The sequence below is a fragment of the Leucobacter sp. HNU genome (genome assembly GCF_047946755.1).
Classification (GTDB): domain Bacteria; phylum Actinomycetota; class Actinomycetes; order Actinomycetales; family Microbacteriaceae; genus Leucobacter.
This window is the reverse complement of sequence record NZ_CP178837.1, coordinates 49,381-72,421: the sequence shown is the minus strand read 5'-3', so window position 1 is coordinate 72,421 and position 23,041 is coordinate 49,381. Positions and strand designations below refer to the sequence as shown.

Genomic DNA, 23,041 nt, shown 5'->3' with positions numbered 1-23,041 from the left:
CGGCTACTGCTTGGGCACGGAGTAGTCGGTTCCGAAGAACTGCTCGCTGAGCTGCTTCAGCGTGCCGTCCTTCGCGAGACCGGCGAGCGCGGTGTTGATCTCCTGCTCGACATGCTCGCGGTTCGGGGTCTGCCGCGAGATCGCGAAGGCGGAGCGCAGGTTCGTCCCGAACTCCTCGGTCAGGTACGCGCCGTCGATCGGGATGAACTTCAGCTTCAGCTCGGGCTTCTTGCCGTAGCCGTCGAACACGACCTGCTCGTTGAACTCGAAGTCCACGTTGCCTGCGGCGAGGTTGTTGTACTGCGATTGCAGGTCGAGTTCGGTGTACTCGATATCGATCTTCTTGCCGGGGTTCTTCTCGTTGTAGCTCTCGAGGATCTTCGTGAAGTTGAGCCCGGGCTCGCCGTAGACCTTCTTGCCGGCGAGATCGGCGAGCGAGTCGACCTTCGAGATGCTCGAGTCCTGCTTCACGACGATGCCGAACTGCGCCTCGATGTAGGGATCGCTGAAGTCGTACTTCTTCTTGCGCTCCTCGTTCGCCGAGAGATTGTTCGCGACGATGTTGAAACGTCCGGAGTCGAGGCCCGCGAACAGGGCGGGGAATTCGGCCACCTGGAAGTCGAAGGAGAGATCGGCGACCTTCTTGTCGACCGCGCGGAGGATCTCGATGTCGTAGCCGGTCAGCTTGTCGCTGTCGTCGAGGTACGTGTAAGGCTTGGGGCTCGCGCCCGTCGCGACCACGATCTTCTGGACCTTGCCGTCCTTCGGCTCCCCGCTGCTCGCACCGGCCGCGCCCGAGCAGGCGGTGGCGCCGAGGCCGACGACGAGGAGAGCGCCGAGGAAGGCGGCGGAGCGGGCGGAGCGCGTCATGAGCGGGGTCCTTTCGTGGGTGACAGGCCAACGTTAGGAACCCGAGACACATGCAAACAAATTATGTGTCTCATTCTTACACATTATGCATGAGTCGCGCGCTCCGGCACCCGAACAGGCGCTTCCCGTCAAGTCCCCCTAAACTGGCCGGGTGACTGAGCGTGTTTTGATCAAGGATCTCGCCACCCGCGAGGACGGCCCCGTACGTGTTTCCGGCTGGGTCGAGAAGGTGCGCGACCAGCGGTACGTGCAGTTCGTCGTGCTCCGCGACGAGAGCGGCGCGGTGCAGCTGGTGAACGGCGGCGTGCTGCGCGAGCCCGACCCCGAGAACCCGCGCTCCGACATCCTGGTGCCCCGCACGCGCACCATCAGCGAGCTCACCCACGGCACCTTCGTGACCGTCGAGGGCGAGCTGCAGCACAACGAGCGCGTCAAGCTCGGCGGCGTCGAGATCCAGATCGAGACCATCGAGGTCGTCACCGCGGCCCTGCCCGACAACCCGATCGCCGCCGACAGCGGCATCGACGTGCGCCTCGACTGGCGCTTCCTCGACCTGCGCCGCCCCGAGCAGAACCTCGTGTTCCGCATCCAGACCACGTTCCTGCACGCGCTGCGGAACGTCTGGGTCGACCGCGGCTTCATCGAGATCCAGACGCCGAAGCTCATGGCCTCGGCGTCCGAGTCCCGCGCCGAACTGTTCGAGGTCGAGTACTTCGAGGGCAAGGCGTTCCTCGCGCAGAGCCCGCAGTTCTTCAAGCAGATGGCGCAGGCCGCCGGCTTCGGCGGCATCTTCGAGGTCGGTCCGGCGTTCCGCGCCGACCACTCGTTCACCTCGCGCCACGCGACCGAGTTCACGTCGATCGACACCGAGCTCAGCTGGATCGACTCGCACGAGGACGTCATGGAGCTGCACGAAGAGCTCATCGTCGCCGGGCTCTCCGCCGTCAAGGAGAAGCACGGCGAGGAGATCCAGAAGCTGTTCGGCATCGAGCTCGAGGTGCCGTCCCGCCCGTTCCCGCGCATCCCCCTCGCCGAGGCGAAGGAGATCGTGAAGGCCGAGGGCTACGAGGTGCCCCGCGCCGACGCCGACATGGATCCCGAGGGCGAGCGCCGCATCGCCGCGCACGTCAAGCAGAAGTACGGCCACGACTTCGTGTTCCTCACCGACTACGACGTGTCGATCCGCCCGTTCTACCACATGCGCAACAGCGAGAACCCGCAGCTGACCAACAGCTACGACCTCGTCTACCGCGGCACCGAGATCTCGACCGGTGCGCAGCGCGAGCACCGCATCGAGGTGCTCGAGGCGCAGGCCGTCGAGAAGGGCATGGACCCCGCAGAGCTCGGCTTCTACCTGGACTTCTTCCGCTATGGCGTCCCGCCGCACGGCGGCTTCGGCATGGGCCTGAACCGCGTGCTGATGCTGATGCTGCAGCAGTCGTCGATCCGCGAGGTCACCTACCTCTTCCGCGGCCCGAACCGCCTGCTGCCCTAGCCCGCAGCACGCGGCTTGCAGAGTCGAGGCCCGTCCCGCATCAGCGGGGCGGGCCTCGACTCGTTCCAGCTCCGTCTCGGTCTCGGCATTCGAGCTCTGCTTCGGCACCGAACCCTAGCGTCGGCGCAGCACCACCAGAGTGTCGTCGAGCGTCGCCGGTTCTCCATCCGGCCCGGTGATGACACGGGGGCGCACCTCGGCGGTCACGGTCTCCCATTCGTCCGGATCCGGATCCAGCATCGCGAGCTCGGACTCGGGGGATGGGAAGTCGCCGCCGTGGCTCGGCGCCCACGACGGGGCGGCCGCGTGGGAGACGAGCACGAGGTGCCCTCCGGACGCCACGCGAGCCGCCGCCGCGCGCAGGATCCGTTCGCGAGGGAGCTCCACCGGGGACTGGAAGAAGCTCGCCGTCACGAGGTCGAAGCCGCGCGCCTCTCCGCCGTCGATCGCGCCCGGGTCGCCGGCCCACTCGCCCAGGTCGGCGACGATGAAGCGCGCCCGGTCGATGCCGATCCCGGCTTCGGCCGCGGCCGCCTCCGCGCGGGCCACGGCGGTCGACGACAGCTCGATCCCGGTGGCCCGCCACCCGCGCGCGGCGAGCCAGCGCACGTCGCCGCCCTCGCCGCAGCCCAGGTCGAGCGAGGTACCCGGCTCGAAGTCGCCGGCCGCCTCGGCGAGCGCCGCGTTCACCCGCCCGGACCAGATCGGATCCGCGCCGGAGTAGCGGCGCTCCCAGAACTCGACGGGCGCTTCGCTGCGCTCCCGCCCGGCCGGCGCGGGCACGAGCCCGCTCCCGTGCCCGTGGCCGTGCCCGTGATCGCGCGACGTGCTCACCGCGACTCCCCGGTCGCGGCCGTCGCCGCGGCTCGGGCGAAGTCGGCTTCGGCGAGGGCCAGGTTGACCCCGCCGCCCGCCATGCTGCCGCTCGAAACCGCCAGCGGCACCGCGCCCGACGGGTTGACCAGGTTGCCGGCCGCCCAGATGCGCGGATGGCTGGTGCGCCCGAGCGGGTCGACGGCGAGGAAGCTGCCGAACGGTGCTTCTGCTCGGGCCAGCCCGAGCGCGGCGACCATGTCGTCGTTCGGGCGGATCGATCCGAACGTGAACAGCGCATCGATCAGGTGCAGCCGGCCGTCCTCGGTCCGCACCGAGCGCAGCACTCCGCTCTCGTCGCCGAGGACCTCGGCGACGGGGTGCTCGATCAGCCGGATGTTCCGCGCCCGGAGTTCGGCGAGGGTCTCCTCCGGCAGCTCCCCGAGTGCCGCAGCGAAGACCGTGAGGTCGTCGGTCCACTGCCTCAGCAGCTGCACCTGGTGCAGGCTCATGGGCGAAGTGGCGAGGACGGCGATGCGCTCGCCGCGCACCTCCCATCCGTGGCAGTAGGGGCAGTGCGCGACGCCGCGCCCCCACTGCTCCACGAGACCGGGGATCTCGGGCAGGACGTCGGTGACGCCCGACGCGAGCACCACGGCGCGGGTGCCGATGCTGCGTCCGTCTTCGAGTTCCACGACCAGCCGGGTCTCACCGGCACCGGGGCGATCGGCCCCGCCAGCGCCCTCGGCCGCTTCGCCGTCTCGGGGTTCGCGGACCGCGCGCACGGCGGCGGATTCGATCCGCACGTCGTACTCCGCGGCTTCGCGCCGCCCGATCTCGAGCAGTTCGGCGGGGGCGACCCCGTCGTGCCCGAGCACGTTGTGCATGCGGTCGGCGAAGCGGTTGCGGGGCAGCCCGGTGTCGAGCACGAGCACTCCGCGGCGCGCACGGCCGAGGGACTGCGCAGCGCTGAGGCCCGCGGCTCCTCCACCGATGATGATGGTTTCGATCCACTCTGCGGTCATGGTTCCAGGGTTGCCGGGGCATCCGATTTCTGCAATCATCCTTGCAGAAGCAGCAAGATGACTCGTTCCTGAGGAGGTCCCGTGCCCGAACTGGATCGACTGGGCCCCCGCCTGCGAGCAGCACGCCGGGCCCGCGGGTGGACGCTCGAGGAACTCGCCGGGCGCGCCCGGATGTCACCCAGCACGCTCTCGCGTCTCGAATCGGGCAAGCGCCAGGCCAGCCTCGAACTCCTGCTGCCCCTCACACGGCAGCTGGGGATCCGCATCGACGACCTGCTCGATCCGCAGGATCGCGACCCCCGCGTACGCCGGCCATCGGTGCAGCGGGACGGCATGACGATCGCGCCGCTCACCCGCGAGGAGTCCGAGGTTCGCGCGTTCAAGATCACGTATCACCCCGATGCGCCCCGGATGACTCCCCGGACGCACGACGGCCACGAGTGGATGTACGTGCTCTCCGGCCGGCTCCGGCTCCGGCTCGGCGATCAGGAGCTCGTGCTCGAACGCGGCGAGGCCGCCGAGTTCGACACCCGGACCCCGCACGCGATGCGCGCCGAGGGCGATCGTCCGGCCGAGATCATCAGCCTGCTCAATACGAGCGGCGAGCGCCTGCACCTGCACGCGCCAGACGCGGCGACCGGACCGGAGTAGAGCGACTCGGACCGGGGCCGGATCCCACCGTTCCCGAGGGCTGGAACTCGGCGCCCCTCACGCTCCGCCGTCGTTCGACGAGGCGTCGAACGAACTCGCCCAATCGCGCACCCGCTGCACGCTCTCCTCCTCCGAGAGGTCCTCGACGCGGGTCATGATCGACCATCGCACACCGAAGGGATCGCGGATGCTCGCGAAGCGGTCCCCCGTGACGAAGTGCGCGGCGGGCTCGCGCACCGAGGCGCCGGCCGCCACCGCTCGCTCCACCACGGCATCGACATCGGGCACGTAGAGCGCGATCGAATAGCAGACGTCGTCCTCCCCTGCGGCGGAGCGACCAGGTGATAGTCCGGCATCGGTACGCCGAGCTGCAGGCGCCCATTGCCGAAGTCGAGATCGGCGTGGGCGAGGACGCCGCCGAACTCCGTCGTATCGACGACGCGCGCGCCGAACACGTCGCGGTAGAAGGCGAGCGCCTCTCCGGCGCGCGGAATGGCGAGGAAGGGCGTGAGCGACGTCACGCCATAGGGAACGCCGTTCGTCGTGTGGACGCCGGTCACGGCTCGGGTGAGTTCTTCAGTCATGGCGTCAGCGTAGATCCGGCACCTCGCGCCGCACTTGAACATTCGCGCCAGATCCCGCGACACTGGGAACCGGTCGCCGGACGGCGCCGCGGCCGTCGGCCGGATACCCCGCGGAGCAGCATGACCGGACGCAGCGACGAAGAGCGCGGGACCCTGTTCCCGTCGAGGCTCCCCGCGTTCCATCGAGTGCCCGTACCTCCCGAGGCGGCCTATGCGATGCGCTGGGTGTGGATCCCCGAGTGGGATCTCGGCCCCGGCGAGGAATCACGGCAGGAGGTGCTGCCGTTCCCCGCCGCCAATCTGGTGGTCGAGCCCGGAGGCACGACCATCGTCGGCCCGCCGACCCGCAGATCGGAGCGCATCCTGAGCGGTCGAGGCTGGGCGGTGGGAGCGCTGCTTCGGCCCGCGGTGCAGCCGGCGCTGCTGGGGCGCCCCTCCGAGCTCCGGGACCGCGCCGTTCCGCTGATCGTGCAGGGGGCCGAGGAGCTCCACGATCGGGTCCTCCGCGCCATGACGGATCCCGCAGCCGACGGTGCGGTGCGCCGCGCCGCGGCCGCCGCGCGCCTGGCCGACTGGGTGACCGCTCGCGCCCCTGCCCCGGCCGCCGGATCGGACGCGGCCCTCGCGAATCGACTCGCGGTCCTCGTCGAGGACCCGTCGATCACGCGCGTCGAGCAGCTCGCCGCGCGCATGCACCTCTCGGTGCGCAGTCTGCAGCGCCTCGCCGATCGGTTCCTCGGCGTCCCGCCCCTCGCGATGATCCGCCGCCGACGTCTGCAGGAGGCGGCGCAGCGGCTGCGGGAGGACCCGGAGCTCCGGATCGCCGACCTCGCGACCGAGCTCGGCTACGCCGACCACGCCCACTTCACCGGCGACTTCACGACCGTGCTCGGCCGCACGCCCCGCGACTACCGGCGTGCGGCGACGGGGTGAGCTCGCGCGACCGGACGGCGAGGGACCCGCGGCCGCTCAGACGGTGAAGTCGCTCGCGGCACGGGCCGCGGTGATCTGCTTCATGAGCGCGACCACCGGCAGGTGCTCGGGGTGCCCGGCGTAGACGGCCAGTCCCTCGGCGTCGTCGAAGTCGGCGATGAGCGTGACGTCGAAGTTGTCGCCGTCGAAGAGCTCGTTGCGGCGCACGTCGAGCGCGCGGACGCTCGGGACGCTCTCGCGCAGCGGCTCGATCGCGGCGATCGCACGAGCGGCCTGCTCGTCGCGCTCCTCGCGGGTCTCGCCGTTCAGCTTCCAGCTCACCACATGGCGCAGGGTCATTCGAGTTCTCCTCGGTCGGGGGTTCGGGTTCGGGTCTCGGGGCAGGGCACCGCGCTCAGCGGCGGAACAGCGCGAACTTCGGGCCGTTCGCCGCGCGCTCGATCGCGGCGGTCAGCTTCGCCGGATCCACGCGCCAGATCGCGACCCTTCGATCGTTCACGAATACGACCGGGATGTCCTCGGAGTGCCGCCGCGCCAGCTCGGCGTCCTGCAGGATGTCGAGCTCCTCGAGCTCCGTGGCGATCCCCGCTCCGCGGTCTCGGACCGCACGGTCTCGACCACCGCTCGCGCGTCGTCGCACAGGTGGCATCCGGGCTTGCTCAGCAGTCGGATCGAGACGGGATTCGGCACCCAGCCAGTGTAGATCCTGCGACTCGTTCCTCGCGCAGGGTGACGTGATCGGGCACAGCCCCGCGCGCAAGACGACGGAGCTCACTCCCCGAAACGCAAGAGAGGCGCCGGGCAGCGCCCGACGCCTCTCGTCGATCGTGCGCCTCGTGGCGCGCGTCGACTACTTCTTGTTGCGACGCTGGTGACGAGTCTTGCGAAGCAGCTTGCGGTGCTTCTTCTTCGACATGCGCTTGCGGCGCTTCTTGATAACTGAACCCATCGGTACCTCACAACGTCTCAGGGCCGCATCGGGTCGATGGCCCACAAAACACACATCCTAACATCGGCGCGCCGGATGAAGCCAACCGACGCCCGCGGGGTCGCCTCAGCCGCGCAGGCGGAAGCGCGCGACGAGCTCCTTCACCTGGTGCTCCGCCCTCGCCGCGACCCGACCGATCCCCTCGGCCGCGGCGGCCACGCCCTCGGGCAGGACCTCTTCGTCGGAGTCCGGCCCGGGAACGGGCTCCCCCGACTCCGACAGGTACTCGACCGACACCTCGGTCTCGAACCCGGCCGAGAGGAACGGGATCACGAAGTCCTCGATCATCTCGAGCGGCTCGGGATCGAGCGAGTAGAAGCGGTGCTGTCCCTCCTCGCGCACGGTGACCAGTTCGGCGTCGCGCAGCACCTTCAGGTGCTTGGAGACCGTCGGCTGGCTGATCTCGAGCCGGGCGACGATCTCGGAGACGCTGATCTCCGCGCCCTCCAGATGCCGCTCGAGCAGGATCTGCAGGATATCGCGACGGGTCGCGTCGGCGATGACTCCGAAAATGTCAGGCATAGCCACCAGGGTAGCCCGACGGGTGTGTAGCATGACAACCGCGAACTTCGGGGCCGTTGCACCGAACCGTCGGGCGAGTCGAAAGAAGGAGACGTGAGGGCACAGCGCGCGATGCGCAGGACGTCCGCTCCTCTAGCGCAGAAGTCCTGGATCCAGAGCATGATCCAGTCCTCGCCCGCGCGATTCGCGATCCTCGTCTTCTCCGCGCTCATCCTGCTCTGGACCGCGCTCCTCTCCCTGCCGATCTCCTCGGCGGCCGGCACCATCACCCCGCTCGCCGACGCCATGTTCACGGCGGTCTCGGCGATCTGCGTGACCGGCCTCTCGACCGTCGACATGGCCAGCCACTGGTCGATCTTCGGCGACCTCGTGATCCTCGCCGGCATCCAGATCGGCGGCATCGGCGTGCTCACGCTGGCCAGCATCCTCGGGCTCACCGTCACCCGGCGCCTCGGTCTGCGCCAGCGCCTCCTGGCCGCGACCGACACCAACCCCATGCGCACGGGTCGCGGAGTCAGCGAGAGCCAGGCCGTCGGGCTCGGCGACATCGGCGGCCTCCTCGGCGCGGTCGCGATCAGCCTCCTCGTGATCGAGGCCGCCCTGACGCTGATGATCGCGCCCCGCCTGCTGCTCGAGGGCTATTCGCTGCCGCACGCGCTCGGCAACGGCTTCTACCTCGCGGCCTCGGCGTTCACGAACACCGGCTTCGTGCCGCTCCCGGGCGGCCTCGCCCCCTACGAGACCGACGGCTACCTGCTGTCGGTGCTCGCCATCGGCGTGTTCCTCGGCAGCATCGGCTTCCCGGTCATCTTCGCGCTCTACCGCTACCTGGCCGGTGGCGGCTGGCGCGCGCACAAGCGCCTGGGACTGCACGCCAAGCTCACGCTCACCACCACCATCGCGTTCGTGATCCTCGGCTGGCTCGCCATCGCAGGCCTCGAGTGGGACAACCCGTCGACGTTCGGTTCGCAGAACCTCGGGCAGACGCTGTTCAGCGCCGGCTACATGTCGGTCATGACCCGTTCCGGCGGGCTCGGGATCGTCGATCCGCTCGACATGCACGGCTCGACCCTGCTCGTCATGGACATGCTCATGTTCGTCGGCGGCGGCTCCGCCTCGACGGCCGGCGGCATCAAGGTGACCACCATCGCGGTGCTGTTCCTCGCCGCCTACGCGGAGGCCCGCGGATACCAGGACATGCAGGCCTTCGGACGGCGGATCCCGAACGAGGTGCTGCGCGTCGCCGTCTCGATCGTCATCTGGGGCGCGACCATCGTCGCCATCGCCTCGATCACGATCATGCACATGACCGGCCAACCGCTCGACATCGTGCTGTTCGAGGTGATCTCCGCGTTCGGCACCTGCGGGCTCTCCACCGACCTCTCGGCGAACCTGCCAGATGCTGGCAAGTACGTCCTCGCCGCGACGATGTGGGCCGGACGCGTCGGCACCGTCACGCTCGCGGCAGCGGTCGCGGCGACGAGCCGCTCCCGCATGTTCCGCCTCCCCGAAGAAAGGCCGATCGTTGGTTGATATCCGCAGCGATGCCCCCGTGCTGGTGATCGGACTCGGACGCTTCGGCGCCGCGACCGCGGGCCAGCTCGACCGCCAGGACCGCGAAGTGCTCGTGGTCGACACCGACGCCACCCTCGTGCAGAAGTGGGCCGACCGCGTCACCCACGCCGTGCAGACCGACGCGCGCTCCATCGAGGCGCTCCGCCAGATCGGCGCGGACGAGTTCCAGATCGCCGTCGTCGCCGTCGGATCCTCGATCGAAGCCAGCGTGCTCATCGCGGCGAACCTCGTGGATCTCGGAGTGCCGCAGATCTGGGCGAAGGCGATCTCGTTCTCGCACGGCAAGATCCTCGAGCGCATCGGCGTGCACCACGTCATCTACCCCGAGCGGGAGGCCGGCGAGCGCGTCGCGCACCTGCTGAGCGGCAGCATGCTCGACTTCATCCAGTTCGACGACGATTTCGTGCTGGTGAAGATGTACCCGCCGCGCTCGATCCGCGGCCTCGACCTCGAGTCGAGCGGCGTGCGCTCCCGCTACCGGGTCACCGTCGTCGGGGTGAAGACGCCCGGCCAGCCCTTCACCTACGCGACGCCGAGCACCGTGGTGTCGTCGCACGACCTGATCATCGTGTCGGGGACCGCGGCGGACGTGGAGCGCTTCGCCGCGATCGCCTAGTCGCGGATCAGCCCGCCGCGAGCTCCTCGGAGCGCCGGACGTTGGCGGCGAGCGCGCGGTCGAGGAGATCGGCCCAGCCGCCGGACTGCAGCACGAGCACGGCCTGCTCGGTGGTGCCCTTGGGGCTCGTGACGCGTCGGCGCAGCTCGGCAGGATCCTCGCCGGAGGACTCGAGCAGCGCCGCGGCGCCCGCGACGGTGCCCTCCGCGAGGAGCTTCGCCGCGTCGTCGTCGAAACCGAGCCGCTTCGCCGCGGCGACGAATTCCTCGACGAACAGGAAGAGGTATGCGGGCCCCGACCCCGAGACGGCCGCGACGGCGTTGATCTGCTCCTCGTCCACCACGAGCACCCGGCCGACCGTCTCGAACACCGCACGCACCGTGTCCATGACCTCGGCGTCGGCGACCGCGCCGCCCGCGATGCCGGTGACGCCCTTGCCGATCACCGACGGGGTGTTGGGCATGGCCCGCACGACCGGGTTCACGGCGGGCACGAGCGCCTCCATGCTCGCGATCGTGGTTCCCGCCGCGACGCTGACGACGATCGCACCGGGTTCGAGGTCCCCGGCGATCTCGCGCAGCACGTCGTGGATCATCCACGGTTTGACCGCCAGGATCACGATGCTCGCGCCGCGCACGGCGATCCGGTTCGCCTCCGGCTCGGTCTCGCTCGCGAGCGCGCGCACGTCCTCGGCACCGTCGAACGCCGCAGCGCTGGCCGCGGAACGGGTGGTGACGGTGATGGGGCCGTCGATGCGCACCTCGGGTGCGCGCAGGCCTTCGAGGATCGCGCCGCCCATCGATCCGACTCCGAGGAGGACGGTTCGGGGAAGACGCACGGCGGAAGTATTCGAGTCGCTCACGTCGCCCATCCTAGGATGGATGCACCGCTCCGGCACGGAGCGAACGGAGCCGACGGGCGCCGCCCAGCGCGCGCCCCGACGCCCGATGGAGTCAGTGTGGAGGGAGTCCGGCGATGAGCGCGACCGGCGGTAACAAGGCGATCATCGCGGCATTCCTCGCGAACCTCGGCATCGCCGTCACCAAGTTCATCGCCTGGGCCGTCTCGGGTTCCTCGTCGATGCTCGCCGAGGGCGTGCACTCGCTCGCCGATTCGGGCAACCAGCTCCTCCTGCTGCTCGGCGGCCGCCGCGCGAAGCAGCGCCCCGACAAGGAGCACCCGTTCGGCTACGGCCGGGTGCGCTTCGTCTATGCGTTCGTCGTCGCCATCGTGCTGTTCTCGGTCGGCGGCGTGTTCTCGGTGTACGAGGGCATCTCGAAGATCCAGAGCCCGCACGCCCTCGAGGCCCCGTGGCTGCCGATCCTCGTGCTCCTCATCGCGATCGGGCTCGAAGGCTTCTCGCTGCGCACCGCGATCGCCGAGAGCCGCCCGCACAAGGGCACGGCCAGCTGGTTCTCGTTCATCCGCCGGTCGAAGGCCCCCGAGCTCCCGATCGTGCTGCTCGAGGACCTCGCCGCGCTCACTGGCCTCGTGATCGCGCTGCTCGGCGTGGGCCTCACCGTCATCACCGGCGAGAGCGTCTTCGACGGCATCGCGACGATCCTCATCGGCGTGCTCCTCATCGCGGTCGCGATCATCGTGGGCATCGAGGTCAAGAGCCTCCTCGTCGGCGAGGGCGCGAGCGACGAGGACGTGGCGAAGATCGAGCAGGCCCTGCTCGCGAACTCCGAGGTCGAGCGCATCATCCACATGAAGACCCTCTACCTCGGCCCCGACGAGTTCATGGTCGGCGCCAAGATCGGCGTCGCAGCCGAACGCACCATGCGCGAGGTCTCGGTCATCGTGAACCTCGCCGAGCGCCGGATCCGCGAGGCGGTGCCCGCGGCCCGCATCATCTACGTCGAGCCCGACGTCTACCTCGATCCCAACACGGTGCAGCCCACCACGGGCTCCATCGTCATGCTGTCGAGCGACTGAGGCGCCCGGCGCCTTCCCCGCGACGCGCTGAGACCGCACCGAGCGGTCACCTTCCCGTAACCCGGGCTTCGACCTGCGGCTACCCGCCGAACGTAGCTTGAGATCCCGGGCCCGGCTTCGCCGACCGACCCGGCATCGCCGGTTCGAACCCGCCAGGGTGGCCCCTCTGGTGATGGAAGGAACTCCACGTGAACTCACGCGCGATGCTGCGAACGGTCGCCCTCAGCGCGACGGCAGCACTCATCCTCGGCGGAACGCTCGTCGGCTGCTCGTCGTCCGACTCGGGTTCGGACGCGAAGGGCGGCTCGGTCGACGCCGCGAAGGCGACCAGCGCGGCCGATTTCGGCGGGATCGACGGCCTCGTGAAGGCCGCGAAGAAGGAGGGGCAGCTCAACGTCATCGCCCTCCCCGAGGACTGGGCCAACTACGGCAAGATCATCAAGGGCTTCGAGGACAAGTACGGGATCACCGTCAACTCGGCCTCCCCCGACGCTTCGAGCGCCGAGGAGATCCAGGCCGCCGACAACCTCAAGGGCCAGGACACCGCGCCCGACGTCTTCGATCTCGGCGCCGCCGTCGCGCTCGCGAACACCGCGAAGTTCGCGCCGTACCAGGTCGAGAAATGGGACGAGATCCCCGACGCCAACAAGGAGAAGACCGGCCTCTGGGTCAATAACTACTCCGGCATCATGTCGATCGGCTACGACTCGGCGAAGGTTCCCGAGCCCCAGAAGCTCGACGACCTGCTCGGCGCCAAGTACACGGGCGCGGTCGCGCTCAACGGCGACCCGACCCAGGCGGGAGCCGCGTTCGCCGCGGTCGGTCTCATCTCGGCGCAGAACGGCGGCGGCGTGAAGGACTTCGGCCCGGGCGTCGACTTCGTCGCGAAGCTCAAGAAGGCCGGCAATTTCCTCACCGTCGACCCGACGCCCGCCACCATCGCCTCGGGCGAGACCCCGGTCGTCTTCGACTGGTCCTTCAACAACGTCGCGGCCGCCAAGGACAAGCCGAGCTGGAAGACCACCGTGCTCCCCGGCGCCGCCTACGTCTCGTTCTACAACGAGGCGATCAGCAAGGACGCCCCGAACCCCGCCGCCGCGCGCCTGTGGCAGGAGTGGATCTTCTCGGACGAGGCGCAGGCCCTCTACCTCGAGGCGAACGCCGTCCCGGTGCGCGTCGAGGCGCTGAAGAAGGCCGGTTCGGCCGACGAGAAGCTCATCGAGCAGGCGACCTTCGGCACCCGGTCGAGCGACTGGATCTCGCCGGACGCCGCGCAGACCGAAGCCGCCAACACGGTGCTCGCCGACCGCTGGGCCGCGGCGGTCAAGTAGGCGCCTCATCGCTCGCGCCAGCGGGCCACCATCCCACCGCCGGTTGAGCGAGCCTGCGAGTCGAAATCACCACCAGCACCGCGGTTTCGACTCGTGCCTCGCTCAACCGGCGGGTTGCACCCGACCCGACGGACCCCCATGAAACGACTGCTCCCCGCCCTCGGCCTCGCGCCGTTCGGCGCGTACATCCTGCTCTTCCTCGCGGTGCCCACGCTGCTCGCCGTCGCGAGCGGCTTCAGCACCCCGGAGGGCTTCTCCTTCGCCAGCCTGTCGGTGCTGGTCCACCCCGATACGCTGCAGGCGTTCGGTGCGAGCGTCTGGGTCAGCGCCCTCACGGCCGTCGTCGGAGCGGCCATCGGCGCCGTGCTCTGCTGGGCGCTCGCCGCGCTCCCGGAGGGCGGCGCGATCCGCCGCGTGATCGACTCCGCGAGCTCGGTGCTCGCGCAGTTCGGCGGCGTCATGCTCGCCTTCGCGTTCATCGCCACGATCGGCATCCAGGGGGTGGTCACGGTGCTGCTGAAGGATCACCTCGGCGTGAACATCTTCCAGGACGGAGTGTGGCTCTACGAACTGCCCGGCCTGATCCTGCCCTACCTCTACTTCCAGGTGCCGCTCATGGTCATCACGTTCCTCCCAGCGGTCGCAGCGCTGCGCCCGGGCTGGGCCGAGGCGGTCGCCACCCTCGGCGGCTCCAGCTGGAGCTACTGGACCCGGGTGGGCCTGCCGGTGCTCGCCCCCGCGTTCCTCGGGTCCCTGCTGCTGCTCTTCGCCAACGCCTTCTCGTCGTACGCGACCGCCGCGGCGCTCATCAGCCAGGGGTCCCAGATCGTGCCGCTCCAGATCCGCGCCGCCCTGATCGGCGAAACCGGAGGCACGACGGCATCGACCGCGGGTGTGCTCGCCCTCGGCATGATCATCGTCATGACCGCGGTCATGCTCGCCTACGGCCGCCTGATGGCGCGGGCCGCGCGGTGGCAGCGATGAGCGCCCGGGTCCCCGGCCGCCCCTCGACGGGGCTGGCGATCACCGTCGTGACGGTGATCGGCATCGTCTTCCTGATCCCGCTCGCCGCGATGGTCGAGTTCACCCTGCGCCAGGCCTCCGGCGGCTACGGGCTCGAGCACTGGGCGGCCCTCTTCGACCCCGAGAAGTCGCGCGGCTACCGGATCCTGTTCCAGGGCCTCGGCAACTCGGTGCTGCTCGCAGTGATCACGCTCGGGATCGTGCTCGCGCTGTTCTTCCCGACGATCGTGCTCGTCCACCTGCGATTCCCGAGGCTGGAACGCGCGCTCGACCTGCTGACGGTGCTGCCGATCGCGATCCCGGCGATCGTGCTCGTCGTCGGGTTCGCACCGATCTACCGCGGCATCGGGCAGCTGTTCGGATCCGGCGTCTGGACCCTCGCGTTCGCCTACGGAGTGCTCGTGCTGCCGTTCGCCTACCGCGCGATCGTCTCCGATTTGCAGGGCATGGACGCCCGGGTCCGCGCCGAGGCCGCTCGGTCGCTCGGAGCCGGGTGGGGCACCGTGCTCGCGCGGGTGATCGCACCCGGCGTGCGCCGCGGCCTGCTCGCGGCATCGCTCCTGACCGTCGCGATCGTGCTCGGCGAGTTCACCGTGTCCTCGCTGCTCAACCGCACCACCCTGCAGACCGCCCTGCTGCAGATCTCCAAGTCGGATCCGTTCGTGGCCGTGATCGTGTCGCTGCTCTCGCTCGTCGGCGCATTCGTCGTGCTGCTGCTCGTGAGCGCCACCGGTTCTGCGCGCCGCGGCGGCCGCCGAGCCCGGCGGGCGGCCTCCCCCGCCCTGCCCGCGCCCGCCGTCACCGGATCCATCTCCGCACCCCTCCCGTCGAAAGAGTCCCCCGATGTCCGTTGATCCGCGCCCCGCCTCCGCGGGCTCGCCCGTCCGCCTCGAATCCGTCACCAAGTCCTACGGCTCGACCACGGTGCTGCACGGCGTCGACCTGTCGCTCGCGCCCGGCGAGCTCATCTGCCTCCTCGGGCCGTCCGGCTGCGGCAAGACCACCGCGCTGCGCTGCATCGCCGGGCTCGAGCAGGTGTCGGGCGGGCGCATCACCATCGGCTCGGACGACGTCACGGACGTTTCCGTCAACCGGCGCGACGTCGGCATGGTGTTCCAGCAGTACTCGCTGTTCCCCCACCTCTCGGTCGCGCGCAACGTCGAGTTCGGCCTGCAGATGCGCCGCATCTCGAAACCGGAGCGCGCCGCGCGCATCGGCGAGATGCTCGAGATCGTCGGGCTGGAGCACCTCGCCGAACGGTTCCCGCACGAGCTCTCGGGCGGTCAGCAGCAGCGCGTCGCCCTGGCCCGAGCGCTCGTCACCCGCCCCCGCGCGCTCCTGCTCGACGAGCCGCTGTCCGCGCTCGACGCGAAGGTGCGCGTGCGCCTGCGGGAGCAGATCCGCGCGATCCAGACCGAACTCGGCATCACGACCGTGTTCGTCACGCACGACCAGGAGGAGGCGCTCGCCGTGTCGGATCGGGTCGCCGTGATGGAGGGCGGCCGGATCGCCCAGCTCGGCACGCCCGAGGAGCTGTACCGCCGCCCCGTCTCGCCGTTCGTCGCCGATTTCGTCGGGCTCTCGAACCGCGTCGACGGCCGGCTCGACGGCGGCGTGGTGCGCGTGCACGGCGCGAGCATCCCCGTGCTCGAGGCGCCCCAGCTCACCGGCGTCGGTGCCGAGGTCACCGCGTACGTGCGCCCCGAGCACGTGCGGCTGCAGCCGGTGACCGAGCGGATCGACCCGCTCGACGCCGTCGTGGTCTCGAGCGGGTTCCTCGGGTCGATCCGGCGCACGGTCGTCCAGCTCGCGGACGGGGCGACCCTCGCCGCGCAGCACGGCGCAGACACGGTGCTGCGCCCGGGCGACTCGGTGCGGGTGACGTTCGCGTCCGAAGCAGTGACGGTGGCGCCTCGGAGCTAGCGCACGGTCGCGGCCCGGGCCCGCGATCGGCTACCGGCGCTGCTCGAAGAAGTCGCGCAGCAGTTCGGCGGCCTCGTCGGCGCGCACGCCGGCGACCACCTCGGGCACCGCGTGCGGCAGTCGGCCGTCGCGGAGCAGGTCGTAGACGCTGCCGACCGCGCCGGCCTTCTCATCCCAGGCACCGAACACGACGCGGGGGATTCGAGCTGCGAGGATCGTCGCCGCGCACATGACGCAGGGCTCGAGGGTGACGACGAGCGTGCAGCCGTCGAGCACGCGGTCGTCGATGCCCGCCGCCGCCGCGCGGATCGCGAGCACCTCGGCGTGCGCCGTCGGGTCCGGCACCGCCTCGCGCGCGTTGCGGCCGGTCCCCACCACGGTGCCCGCCGCGTCGACGACGATCGCGCCGACGGGGATCTCGCCTTCGGCGGACGCCTGTCGCGCCTCGGCGAGGGCGAGCCCCATGAGCCGCAGCTCCTCGGCGGTCGGGGGAATCGGCGCGGCCGATGCGGTGCTCGGCATCCCACTCCCCTCGCAGCCCCGCGCCCTCTAGAATCGAGGTATGCGCGTCGTCGTTGCGGATCACCCGCTCATCACTCACAAGCTTACGGTTCTCCGCGACGAGCGGACCCCGCAGCCCACCTTCCGGCTCCTCATCGAGGAGCTCATGACCCTGCTCGCGTACGAGGCGACCCGCGAGGTCCGGGTCGAGCCCGTCGAGATCACGACCCCGGTCACCACGACCACCGGCGTGCGTCTGAGCGAGCCCCTGCCGCTCATCGTCCCGATCCTGCGCGCGGGCCTCGGCATGCTCGAGGGCATGGTCAAGCTCGTCCCGACCGCCGAGGTCGGGTTCCTCGGCATGGCCCGCAACGAGGAGACGCTGCAGCCCACCACGTACGCCGAGCGGCTGCCCGAGTCGCTCGCCGGCCGCCAGTGCTTCGTGCTCGACCCGATGCTCGCCACGGGCGGCTCGCTCGCGGCGGCCATCAAGTTCCTCTTCGACCGCGGCGCCGACGACGTGACCGCGATCTGCGTGCTCGGCACCCCCGAGGGCGTCGAAGCGATCCGCGAGGCCGCCGGCGACCGGAAGGTCACCCTGGTGCTCGGGGCGCTCGACGAGGGCCTCAACGACCGCGCGTACATCGTTCCCGGCCTCGGCGACGCGGGCGACCGCCTGTACGGAACCGCCGATTAATCCAGGTCACGCATCACTTTCGCCCCGTGCCGAGCATTCCGCTTGACACGGGGCGAAATACTTTGCTTAACTTTGCGTTATGACCGCAACCACGCGACCCCAGTCCGCCTTCGAGGTGAACTTTGGGCTGAACGGCATGATGATGTGCCGCCGTGGTGTCATGCGCTGTCGAATGTGCATCTAACGAACCGGTAGCCCGCACCGGAGGTTCCGCGAATCACCGCGAACCCGCAGGTGCCCACGCACGCCGCCCCGCTCGGGCGCAGGCTGCACTCCTCCGGCGAGATCCGTTTCTGCACGGGATCCGCCGCACCGCTCGTCACCGACGAGGCACATTTCGCCGAACCGTGTTCGGCGCACCGCAAGGACGCACATCATCATGACCACGCTCACCGCTCCCGCTCCCACCGCTTCGACCGCCCAGAACCTGCGCGCCGCCCGCCCCGACCTCGCCCCGCGCGGCACCGAGCCGCAGACCGCCCCGGCACGCCGGGTCCCCGAGGGCACCGAGGTGCGCGGCTTCGCACTCTACGTCGGCCTGTCGGAGGACAAGATCGCCGCGGGCGACCCCGCGCTCGGCACCATCGTCGCGCAGATCAAGCAGCTCGTCGCGCAGCTCTCCCCCGCTGCCGAGACCTACGCCGCTGTCGCGCTGGCGCCCGAGGGCGCCGGCGGACGCGACGTCGATGTCGTCCGCCTCGCGCTCGGCGATCCGGCCGCCATCGCCCGGCAGAAGAAGGACGAGCCCGTCGACGAGGATCGCGCCGCCAGCGGCGTGACCATCGACCTCACCCGCAAGCGGGTGCTGCTCGACAACGTCGCAGCCCCCTCACCTTCCGCGAGTTCGAGCTCCTCCAGTACTTTGTGCTCCGCGAGGGCCGCACGGTCAGCCGCGAAGAGATCATCACGACGCTCTGGGCCGACGCCCCCGAGAGCGAGATCCCGAACGAGCGCACCATCGACGTGCACGTGCGCCGCCTGCGGGTGAAGCTCGCGCAGTACCAGGACATCGTGCGCACCGTGCGCGGCATCGGCTACCGTTTCGATCGCCACGCCGACGTCTCGATCCTGCACACTTCGGCGCCGAGCCCCGATCTGTTCTGATCCCCCGGTCCGATCCCCCGCGTCTCGCAGAACCGGCCCGACGGGTCACGATCTGCTGCCAATCAGACGAATTCTCGGTGCTGCTCTCCCGTTTCGGCGCAAGCAGGAGTAGCGTCGGGGAGCACATAGCAAGCACCCAAGTTGAGGAGACTCACATGACCACGCTGCCTCCCGAGGCCAACGACGGCCAGCAGGGCCCCGACAACGGCTCCGGCGCCGCAGTCCCTCCCCCGCCGGTGCACCGGTCCCGCCGCCCGCGGTTCCCCCGGCCGCACCCCAGGTGCCGCCGGCCGCAGCGCCCCAGGCGCCGCCCGCCGCACCCCAGCCCGGCTACGCGGCTCCGCAGCCCGGCTACGCCGCGCCGCAGCAGCCCGGCTACGCCGCACCCCAGGCCGGCGGCTACCAGACCCCGCCGCCCGCCGGCGGAGGCTACCAGCAGCCCGGCTACGCGCAGCCCGTCGCCGATCCGGTGAGCAACATCACCCTGAACTACTGGCTCTCGGTGTTCTTCACCTGGCTCCCGGCGCTCATCTTCTTCCTCATCGAGAAGGACAAGGGCAACCCGCAGGCGCGCGCCTTCCACGCCGCGAACCTGAACTTCTCGCTGCTGCGGGTCATGGTGTGGGCCGCGATCGTCTTCGTCGCGTGGATCCCCTACCTGGGCTGGATCCTGGGCGGCCTCCTGTGGGTCGGCGCGATCGTGCTGTTCGTCTTCCACATCATCGCCGCGGTCAAGGCGCCGCAGAACTACCGCGCCGGTCAGCAGCCCGGCTTCCTCTTCAACCTCCCGATGGTGAAGTAGCGGGAACCCCTGCGCTCCGGGCGCCGAACCCTCGTGGTTCGGCGCCCGTTCGCGTTACGGCGCCTGACTTCGACAGCCGGCGGTGCCCGAGACGGATCCTAGACTGGGGCGATGACCGAACGTTGGCGCACCGTCGCAGCAGCCACCGGCCTCGTCGCCCCCGACGGCACGACCCGGCCGACCATCTTCGCGGAGATGAGCGCGCTCGCCGCGCGAACGGGGGCCGCGAACCTCGGGCAGGGATTCCCGGATGCCGATGGACCCGAGTGGATCCGCGAAGCCGCGGTCGACGCGATCCGCGATGGTGCGAACCAGTATCCGCCGGGGCGCGGGGTCCCCGAGCTCCGGGCCGCCGTCGCCCGGCACCAGCGGCGGCACTACGGCCTGGAGCTGGATCCTTCGACCGAGGTGCTCGTCACCGCCGGCGCCACCGAGGCCCTCGCGACCGCGGTGCTCGCGCTCGCGGGCCCCGGCGACGAGGTCATCACCCTCGAACCGTTCTTCGACTCGCACGCCGCGAACATCGCCATGGCGGGTGCGACCCACGTCCCCGTTCCGATCGTGCCGGGGCCCGACGGGTTCCGCGTCGACCTGGAGGCGTTCGAACGCGCGGTATCGCCGCGCACGCGCCTGATCCTGCTGAACACTCCTCACAACCCGACCGGCTCCGTGCTGAGCGCCGACGAGCTCGAGGCCATCGCGCGCGCGGCCGTCGCAGCTGACGCGGTCGTGCTCTCGGACGAGGTCTACGAGCACCTCACCTTCGACGGCGCGTCCCACGTGCCCATCGCGACGCTCCCGGGGATGCGCGAGCGCACGCTCACCGTGTCGTCGGCGGGGAAGACCTTCTCGCTCACCGGGTGGAAGATCGGCTGGATCTCGGGACCGGCCGCGCTGATCGAAGCGGTGCTCGCGATCAAGCAGTTCACGACCTTCGTCGGCGGCGCGCCGTTCCAGCCGGCGGTCGCCCGCGCGCTCGACGAGGGCGACCCCGATGTCGCTGCGCTGCGCGACGACCTCGACGCTCGGCGCGGCTTCCTCGTCGACGGCCTGCGACGGGCCGGATTCGACACGGTGGTCCCGTCGGGCACCTACTTCGTCTGCGCGGACGCCTCGGCGCTGCTCGGGGCGCACGCGGACGGCGCCGCCTTCGCCCGCGCGCTGCCCGAGGCCGCGGGCGTCGCGACGGTCCCACTGTCGGCGTTCTGCGTGCCCGGGTCGCCGACGGCGCTCGCGCTCGCGCCCTGGCTGCGGTTCACCTTCGTGAAGGATCGGGCGACCCTCGAGACCGCGGTGGAGCGCCTGATCGCCTTCGGGGCGTCCCGCTAGAAATCGAAGAGCACCGGGGCCCGATCCTGACGCGCGGTCTCGGGTTCCGGCTCCGCTCGCACGATCGCCCGGCACAGCTCCTCGGAGGACGCGACCGCGCACGCGACGAACTCCTGATCGCCCGGCCGGTCTGCGGCGAGCCACTCGTCGTGCATCTCCTCGGGCAGGATCAGCGGCATGCGCGCCTCGCCGCGCGACGACAGCACCGACGCGGCTGCTCCGACGCCGGCGCGCGTCACCATCGAATAGGTGACGAGCGGACTTCCGTCGCGCTGCGGCACGGTGCTCGTGATCGCGGCGATCCCGAACGGCTCGCCCGCGTACCCGAACCGCGCGCCCTGCTCCCTGTACCAGGTGGCCGGCAGGATCGCCCGCCGCTGGAACGGCACCCGCCAGCTGCGCATCAGGGCGTCGTCACGCGAGTTGAAGGCGCTGAAGGGCGCCGGGGCACCGTTCAGCCACAGCCACCACCACCCCGGATCCACGCGTCGCTCGCCGGCGACCTCGTGCACCAGCGGATTCAGGTTGCGGGCCTTCCGCCGGGTGATCTGCGCGGTTCCGCCGAGCGCGGCGGCCCACTGGCCGAGCCGCTCCGAGTGGGCGGCCTCGTCGACCGCGACGAACGAGACGCGGCGCTGCCCGGCCCCGCTCGCGCGCACCTCATCGAATCCGTAGGTGCCGCACATGACTGCCAGCGTATGCCGTGGCGACAGCGCCGGGCGGTCTCGCACGCTGAGATCCGCACGATTTCGGACCTCTCGGGCCCGAACGTCCGAGATTCTGCAGATCTCCGCATTCTGGGAACATGAGAAAGCCCCCGCCTGGGCGGGGGCTTTCTCATGGTGTTGGCGGAGACGGGGGGATTTGAACCCCCGGTCAGGTGTAAGCCCGACCCTTCATTAGCAGTGAAGTCCGTTCGGCCGCTCCGGCACGTCTCCTCGCGTTCGCACGCGAACTCCATCATACGGGAGGAGAGGGCCTCACGAAAAATCCGCCCGGCGCGGCGACCGGTCCGACGCCGGATTCCGCGCCGTACCGGCCCGCGCCTCAGAGGACGGTGCGGCCCTGGGAGCAGGTCTGCGTCGCGCTGCTCTGCCCCGAGATGTTGTCGGGCAGCTTCGTCGTGGTCGGCGGGGCCGTGGTCGCCGGCGGCGTCGTGGCCGACGGAGCCGTCGTGCTGGGTGCCTCCGTGGTCGTCGGAGGCGCGGTCGTGGCGGGCGGAGGCGTGGACGTGCCCCCTCGGTCTTGACCCCCTCGCCGACCTTGGCCACCTCGAACGGCTTGCCGCTCTTGAGGATGTCGAACAGCGTCTTCGCCGACTCCTCGTCGGGAGTCAGGCGACCCTGCTGGTAGGGGTGCGGGAAGCTCGGGTACTGGACGAAGGTGATGCGGTCGAGATCGATGTCCTTCACCGTGCCCGCGAGGGCCTGCAGGAACCCGGCCGACGCCATGTTGCTGGTGAGCTTGATGTTCTCGACGCCGGCCTTCGCGAGCGCGTAGACCTTCAGCGGGTTCGACAGCGTGTCCGCGCTCTTCATCTTGCGCACGAGGCTCGACATGAAGATCTGCTGGTTGCTGATCCGGCTCGTGTCGCCGCCGTCGCCGACGCCGTGGCGGGTGCGCAGGAACTGCAGCGCCTCCATGCCCTTGAGCGTGACCTCGCCCTTCGGCAGGTCGAGGTCGGTGTTCGGATCGACGATGGGTTCGGCGAGGCAGACCTCGACGCCGCCGAGCGCGTTCGACATGCCGATCACGCCGTCGAAGGTGATGAGTCCGCCGTAGGGGATCTTGAGTCCGGTGAGCTGCTCGATCGTGAGCATGACACAGGGCAGGCCGCCCTCCGAGAGCGTCGAATTGAGCTGCTGCTCGCTCATCGCCGGCAACTCGCCCCCACCGGGTGCCGGGCAGCTCGGGATCGGGATCATGAGGTCGCGCGGGAAGCTGATGACGGTCGCGCTCTTGTGATCGGCGGCCACGTGCAGCAGCAGCGTCACGTCGTTGAGCTCGCCCGTCTCGCCGTCGTTGATCGCCTGCCCCTGCCGGGAATCGGACCCGACGAGGAGGATGTTGACCTCGCCCTTCAGCGAGTCCTCTCCCGCCGCGACGGCGTCGGGCCCGTCGACCGTGTGCACGCTGGTCGCGAGACCCCAGACGGCGTAGGCGGCGATGGACGCGCCGCTGAGCAGCACGACGACGGCCATGGTGAGCAGGATCCGGCCGGAGTTCAGCCACGCGCTCGAGCGCCGGAGCTTGCCGTGCCGAGCACTCGCCCACTCCCCTGCCGCGTCCCGCCGCCGTTTCGCCATGCCGTTCGATTCCCC

25 protein-coding genes, 1 tRNA gene and 1 pseudogene are annotated in these 23,041 nt (G+C 70.3%); 14 read left to right on the top strand and 13 right to left on the bottom strand.

The genetic code is table 11. The annotated features are described in order from the left end of the window. Positions 1 to 3: 3 nt before the first annotated feature. Positions 4 to 870, bottom strand: coding sequence for a transporter substrate-binding domain-containing protein (locus tag AB3K78_RS00375; protein ID WP_416445167.1), 867 nt, complete (start codon positions 868 to 870; stop codon positions 4 to 6). A 151-nt stretch (positions 871 to 1,021) separates the two neighbouring features. Between AB3K78_RS00375 and aspS the strand changes: the two genes are divergently transcribed. After that, positions 1,022 to 2,365, top strand: coding sequence for an aspartate--tRNA(Asn) ligase (gene aspS, locus AB3K78_RS00370; RefSeq protein WP_416445165.1), 1,344 nt, complete (start codon positions 1,022 to 1,024; stop codon positions 2,363 to 2,365). 114 nt (positions 2,366 to 2,479) lie between these two features. Here the strand turns inward: aspS and AB3K78_RS00365 are convergent, their stop codons facing one another. Beyond that, positions 2,480 to 3,199 carry a class I SAM-dependent methyltransferase gene (locus AB3K78_RS00365; RefSeq protein ID WP_416445162.1) on the bottom strand — a complete coding sequence of 240 codons (720 nt, stop codon included), beginning with the start codon at positions 3,197 to 3,199 and terminating at the stop codon, positions 2,480 to 2,482. Continuing rightward, the gene (locus tag AB3K78_RS00360; protein WP_416445160.1) at positions 3,196 to 4,203 is read right to left on the bottom strand and encodes an NAD(P)/FAD-dependent oxidoreductase; all 1,008 of its coding nucleotides are present in this window, start codon (positions 4,201 to 4,203) and stop codon (positions 3,196 to 3,198) included. The genes AB3K78_RS00365 and AB3K78_RS00360 overlap by 4 nt, the downstream gene beginning before the upstream one ends. Before the next feature lie 81 nt (positions 4,204 to 4,284). Between AB3K78_RS00360 and AB3K78_RS00355 the strand changes: the two genes are divergently transcribed. Further along, on the top strand, positions 4,285 to 4,854 hold the full coding sequence (locus AB3K78_RS00355) for a helix-turn-helix domain-containing protein (protein ID WP_416445158.1): 570 nt from the start codon (positions 4,285 to 4,287) through the stop codon (positions 4,852 to 4,854). A gap of 57 nt (positions 4,855 to 4,911) precedes the next feature. On the opposite strand, the pseudogene AB3K78_RS00350 reads toward AB3K78_RS00355, so the two are convergent. Then, positions 4,912 to 5,438: pseudogene (locus AB3K78_RS00350) on the bottom strand (VOC family protein). 120 nt (positions 5,439 to 5,558) lie between these two features. On the opposite strand from AB3K78_RS00350, the gene AB3K78_RS00345 reads away from it, so the two are divergent. Then, positions 5,559 to 6,371 carry a helix-turn-helix domain-containing protein gene (locus tag AB3K78_RS00345; RefSeq protein WP_416445156.1) on the top strand — a complete coding sequence of 271 codons (813 nt, stop codon included), beginning with the start codon at positions 5,559 to 5,561 and terminating at the stop codon, positions 6,369 to 6,371. Positions 6,372 to 6,407: 36 nt separating this feature from the next. Here the strand turns inward: AB3K78_RS00345 and AB3K78_RS00340 are convergent, their stop codons facing one another. From AB3K78_RS00340 to AB3K78_RS00325, 4 genes are all read right to left on the bottom strand, one after another. Further along, positions 6,408 to 6,710: a Dabb family protein gene (locus AB3K78_RS00340; protein WP_416445154.1), complete on the bottom strand. Its 303-nt coding sequence runs from the start codon at positions 6,708 to 6,710 to the stop codon at positions 6,408 to 6,410. 55 nt (positions 6,711 to 6,765) lie between these two features. Further along, positions 6,766 to 7,020 (bottom strand): glutaredoxin family protein, encoded by a 255-nt coding sequence (locus AB3K78_RS00335; protein ID WP_416445152.1) that lies wholly within the window; start codon positions 7,018 to 7,020, stop codon positions 6,766 to 6,768. 201 nt (positions 7,021 to 7,221) lie between these two features. Continuing rightward, positions 7,222 to 7,320 (bottom strand): 30S ribosomal protein bS22, encoded by a 99-nt coding sequence (locus tag AB3K78_RS00330; protein WP_005504750.1) that lies wholly within the window; start codon positions 7,318 to 7,320, stop codon positions 7,222 to 7,224. A 105-nt stretch (positions 7,321 to 7,425) separates the two neighbouring features. Beyond that, the gene (locus AB3K78_RS00325; protein ID WP_416445147.1) at positions 7,426 to 7,881 is read right to left on the bottom strand and encodes an ArsR/SmtB family transcription factor; all 456 of its coding nucleotides are present in this window, start codon (positions 7,879 to 7,881) and stop codon (positions 7,426 to 7,428) included. A 159-nt stretch (positions 7,882 to 8,040) separates the two neighbouring features. Here AB3K78_RS00325 and AB3K78_RS00320 point away from each other — a divergent pair, with 159 nt between their 5' ends. Further along, positions 8,041 to 9,414 (top strand): TrkH family potassium uptake protein, encoded by a 1,374-nt coding sequence (locus AB3K78_RS00320; RefSeq protein ID WP_416447270.1) that lies wholly within the window; start codon positions 8,041 to 8,043, stop codon positions 9,412 to 9,414. Next, positions 9,407 to 10,072, top strand: coding sequence for a potassium channel family protein (locus tag AB3K78_RS00315; protein WP_199068322.1), 666 nt, complete (start codon positions 9,407 to 9,409; stop codon positions 10,070 to 10,072). The genes AB3K78_RS00320 and AB3K78_RS00315 overlap by 8 nt, the downstream gene beginning before the upstream one ends. A 7-nt stretch (positions 10,073 to 10,079) precedes the next feature. On the opposite strand, the gene proC is transcribed toward AB3K78_RS00315, so the two are convergent. Beyond that, positions 10,080 to 10,934, bottom strand: coding sequence for a pyrroline-5-carboxylate reductase (gene proC, locus AB3K78_RS00310; RefSeq protein ID WP_416445145.1), 855 nt, complete (start codon positions 10,932 to 10,934; stop codon positions 10,080 to 10,082). Between the two features lie 113 nt (positions 10,935 to 11,047). Here proC and AB3K78_RS00305 point away from each other — a divergent pair, with 113 nt between their 5' ends. The 5 genes from AB3K78_RS00305 to AB3K78_RS00285 all read left to right on the top strand — a co-directional run bounded on the left by AB3K78_RS00305 (position 11,048) and on the right by AB3K78_RS00285 (position 16,287). After that, positions 11,048 to 12,010 carry a cation diffusion facilitator family transporter gene (locus AB3K78_RS00305; RefSeq protein ID WP_416445143.1) on the top strand — a complete coding sequence of 321 codons (963 nt, stop codon included), beginning with the start codon at positions 11,048 to 11,050 and terminating at the stop codon, positions 12,008 to 12,010. Between the two features lie 188 nt (positions 12,011 to 12,198). Continuing rightward, positions 12,199 to 13,341 carry an ABC transporter substrate-binding protein gene (locus tag AB3K78_RS00300; protein WP_416445141.1) on the top strand — a complete coding sequence of 381 codons (1,143 nt, stop codon included), beginning with the start codon at positions 12,199 to 12,201 and terminating at the stop codon, positions 13,339 to 13,341. A gap of 138 nt (positions 13,342 to 13,479) precedes the next feature. Continuing rightward, positions 13,480 to 14,325, top strand: coding sequence for an ABC transporter permease (locus AB3K78_RS00295; RefSeq protein ID WP_416445139.1), 846 nt, complete (start codon positions 13,480 to 13,482; stop codon positions 14,323 to 14,325). Beyond that, on the top strand, positions 14,322 to 15,218 hold the full coding sequence (locus tag AB3K78_RS00290; protein WP_416445137.1) for an ABC transporter permease: 897 nt from the start codon (positions 14,322 to 14,324) through the stop codon (positions 15,216 to 15,218). The genes AB3K78_RS00295 and AB3K78_RS00290 overlap by 4 nt, the downstream gene beginning before the upstream one ends. Beyond that, positions 15,208 to 16,287 (top strand): ABC transporter ATP-binding protein, encoded by a 1,080-nt coding sequence (locus AB3K78_RS00285; RefSeq protein ID WP_416445135.1) that lies wholly within the window; start codon positions 15,208 to 15,210, stop codon positions 16,285 to 16,287. Before AB3K78_RS00290 ends, AB3K78_RS00285 begins: the two co-directional genes overlap by 11 nt. A 30-nt stretch (positions 16,288 to 16,317) precedes the next feature. Here the strand turns inward: AB3K78_RS00285 and AB3K78_RS00280 are convergent, their stop codons facing one another. Then, a complete protein-coding gene (locus tag AB3K78_RS00280; RefSeq protein WP_416447269.1) occupies positions 16,318 to 16,752 on the bottom strand; it encodes a nucleoside deaminase in 435 nt (144 codons plus the stop codon). A gap of 97 nt (positions 16,753 to 16,849) precedes the next feature. Between AB3K78_RS00280 and upp the strand changes: the two genes are divergently transcribed. From upp to AB3K78_RS00260, 4 genes are all read left to right on the top strand, one after another. Further along, positions 16,850 to 17,485 carry a uracil phosphoribosyltransferase gene (gene upp, locus AB3K78_RS00275; RefSeq protein ID WP_099723876.1) on the top strand — a complete coding sequence of 212 codons (636 nt, stop codon included), beginning with the start codon at positions 16,850 to 16,852 and terminating at the stop codon, positions 17,483 to 17,485. A gap of 234 nt (positions 17,486 to 17,719) precedes the next feature. Continuing rightward, positions 17,720 to 18,589, top strand: coding sequence for a winged helix-turn-helix domain-containing protein (locus tag AB3K78_RS00270; RefSeq protein WP_416445133.1), 870 nt, complete (start codon positions 17,720 to 17,722; stop codon positions 18,587 to 18,589). Positions 18,590 to 18,869: 280 nt separating this feature from the next. Beyond that, on the top strand, positions 18,870 to 19,391 hold the full coding sequence (locus AB3K78_RS00265; protein ID WP_416445131.1) for a DUF4870 domain-containing protein: 522 nt from the start codon (positions 18,870 to 18,872) through the stop codon (positions 19,389 to 19,391). A 111-nt stretch (positions 19,392 to 19,502) separates the two neighbouring features. Then, positions 19,503 to 20,720 carry an aminotransferase class I/II-fold pyridoxal phosphate-dependent enzyme gene (locus tag AB3K78_RS00260; protein ID WP_416445129.1) on the top strand — a complete coding sequence of 406 codons (1,218 nt, stop codon included), beginning with the start codon at positions 19,503 to 19,505 and terminating at the stop codon, positions 20,718 to 20,720. Here AB3K78_RS00260 and AB3K78_RS00255 read toward each other — a convergent pair. From AB3K78_RS00255 to AB3K78_RS00245, 3 genes are all read right to left on the bottom strand, one after another. Continuing rightward, complete coding sequence (locus AB3K78_RS00255) at positions 20,717 to 21,406, bottom strand: SOS response-associated peptidase family protein (RefSeq protein WP_416445127.1); 690 nt, start codon at positions 21,404 to 21,406, stop codon at positions 20,717 to 20,719. The genes AB3K78_RS00260 and AB3K78_RS00255 overlap by 4 nt on opposite strands. Before the next feature lie 160 nt (positions 21,407 to 21,566). Beyond that, positions 21,567 to 21,658, bottom strand: a tRNA-Ser gene (locus AB3K78_RS00250). Positions 21,659 to 21,700: 42 nt separating this feature from the next. Further along, entirely contained in the window at positions 21,701 to 23,026 is a 1,326-nt protein-coding gene (locus AB3K78_RS00245) for an LCP family protein (RefSeq protein ID WP_416445125.1), read from the bottom strand. Positions 23,027 to 23,041: the final 15 nt, after the last annotated feature.

What these genes read in the sequence shown, in the direction of transcription:
- AB3K78_RS00375 (WP_416445167.1), bottom strand. Translation starts at nt 870, where the DNA reads ATGACGCGCTCCGCCCGCTCCGCCGCCTTCCTCGGCGCTCTCCTCGTC.
- AB3K78_RS00360 (WP_416445160.1), bottom strand. Translation starts at nt 4,203, where the DNA reads ATGACCGCAGAGTGGATCGAAACCATCATCATCGGTGGAGGAGCCGCG.
- AB3K78_RS00345 (WP_416445156.1), top strand. Translation starts at nt 5,559, where the DNA reads ATGACCGGACGCAGCGACGAAGAGCGCGGGACCCTGTTCCCGTCGAGG.
- AB3K78_RS00340 (WP_416445154.1), bottom strand. Translation starts at nt 6,710, where the DNA reads ATGACCCTGCGCCATGTGGTGAGCTGGAAGCTGAACGGCGAGACCCGC.
- AB3K78_RS00335 (WP_416445152.1), bottom strand. Translation starts at nt 7,020, where the DNA reads ATGCCACCTGTGCGACGACGCGCGAGCGGTGGTCGAGACCGTGCGGTC.
- AB3K78_RS00330 (WP_005504750.1), bottom strand. Translation starts at nt 7,320, where the DNA reads ATGGGTTCAGTTATCAAGAAGCGCCGCAAGCGCATGTCGAAGAAGAAG.
- AB3K78_RS00325 (WP_416445147.1), bottom strand. Translation starts at nt 7,881, where the DNA reads ATGCCTGACATTTTCGGAGTCATCGCCGACGCGACCCGTCGCGATATC.
- AB3K78_RS00320 (WP_416447270.1), top strand. Translation starts at nt 8,041, where the DNA reads ATGATCCAGTCCTCGCCCGCGCGATTCGCGATCCTCGTCTTCTCCGCG.
- AB3K78_RS00305 (WP_416445143.1), top strand. Translation starts at nt 11,048, where the DNA reads ATGAGCGCGACCGGCGGTAACAAGGCGATCATCGCGGCATTCCTCGCG.
- AB3K78_RS00295 (WP_416445139.1), top strand. Translation starts at nt 13,480, where the DNA reads ATGAAACGACTGCTCCCCGCCCTCGGCCTCGCGCCGTTCGGCGCGTAC.
- AB3K78_RS00290 (WP_416445137.1), top strand. Translation starts at nt 14,322, where the DNA reads ATGAGCGCCCGGGTCCCCGGCCGCCCCTCGACGGGGCTGGCGATCACC.
- AB3K78_RS00285 (WP_416445135.1), top strand. Translation starts at nt 15,208, where the DNA reads ATGTCCGTTGATCCGCGCCCCGCCTCCGCGGGCTCGCCCGTCCGCCTC.
- AB3K78_RS00280 (WP_416447269.1), bottom strand. Translation starts at nt 16,752, where the DNA reads ATGGGGCTCGCCCTCGCCGAGGCGCGACAGGCGTCCGCCGAAGGCGAG.
- upp (WP_099723876.1), top strand. Translation starts at nt 16,850, where the DNA reads ATGCGCGTCGTCGTTGCGGATCACCCGCTCATCACTCACAAGCTTACG.
- AB3K78_RS00260 (WP_416445129.1), top strand. Translation starts at nt 19,503, where the DNA reads ATGACCGAACGTTGGCGCACCGTCGCAGCAGCCACCGGCCTCGTCGCC.
- AB3K78_RS00255 (WP_416445127.1), bottom strand. Translation starts at nt 21,406, where the DNA reads ATGTGCGGCACCTACGGATTCGATGAGGTGCGCGCGAGCGGGGCCGGG.
- AB3K78_RS00245 (WP_416445125.1), bottom strand. Translation starts at nt 23,026, where the DNA reads ATGGCGAAACGGCGGCGGGACGCGGCAGGGGAGTGGGCGAGTGCTCGG.